Source organism: Pseudomonas sp. Choline-02u-1 (assembly GCF_002836515.1).
Lineage (GTDB): Bacteria > Pseudomonadota > Gammaproteobacteria > Pseudomonadales > Pseudomonadaceae > Aquipseudomonas.
The window spans coordinates 1-826 of the sequence record NZ_PJBC01000036.1 but is presented as its reverse complement, the minus strand read 5'-3'; the positions used below and the strand labels follow the sequence as shown (position 1 = coordinate 826).

Genomic DNA, 826 nt, shown 5'->3' with positions numbered 1-826 from the left:
GACCCTGTCGAACGGCGCTGTGATCACCATCAAGGCAGGCGAAACCACCGGCACCGCCACCGTTCCGGCACCATCCGATGACGTTTACAAAGACGCCGGTTCTGTGCAGGCGACGATCACCAGCGCTACCGGTGGCAACTTCGAAAATCTGGTGCCGAGCTCGGTTCCAGCGGTGACCAGTGTCACCGACACCATCGACACTTCGACGGTCAAACTGACCGCCGACACTTCGGTCGCTGAAGGCGGCACCGTGACTTACACCGCCACCGTCGGCGCTCCGGTCACGGGCTCGCCTGTGGTTGTTACCTTGGCCAACGGTCAGAGCATCACCATCGCCGTTGGCCAGACTTCCGGGACTGCGACTTTCACCGCGCCGAACGATGCGCTGACTGGTAATGCTCCGCTGACCAATTCGATCACCAACGTAACCGGCGGCAACTTCGAAAACCTGGTGGCGGATAAAACACCGGTTTCGACCACTGTTATGGATGTTGCCGACACCACCAATCTGTCCTTGAGCGCCAGCAATTCGGTGGCTGAAGGTGGCCAGATCACCTACACCGCGACGCTGAGCAACGCCGCCGGCACGCCAGTGACCGTGACCCTGTCGAACGGCGCCGTGATCACCATCAAGGCTGGCGAAACCACCGGTACCACAACTGTTCCGGCCCCGTCCGACGACGTCTATAAAGATGCCGGTTCCGTCCAGGCAACGATCACCAGCGCTACCGGCGGCAATTTCGAAAACCTCGTGCCGAGCACTGCTCCGGCCGTGACGACAGTCACCGACACCATCGACACTTCGACGGTCAAACTGACCGCCGAC

General features: G+C 61.0%; 1 protein-coding gene. It reads left to right on the top strand.

Features of this window, described 5'->3' with window-relative positions; translation table 11 throughout:
• Window positions 1-826, top strand: an 826-nt coding sequence (locus tag CXF97_RS13985) for an immunoglobulin-like domain-containing protein (RefSeq protein ID WP_178081190.1), incomplete at both ends; no start/stop codon positions are given.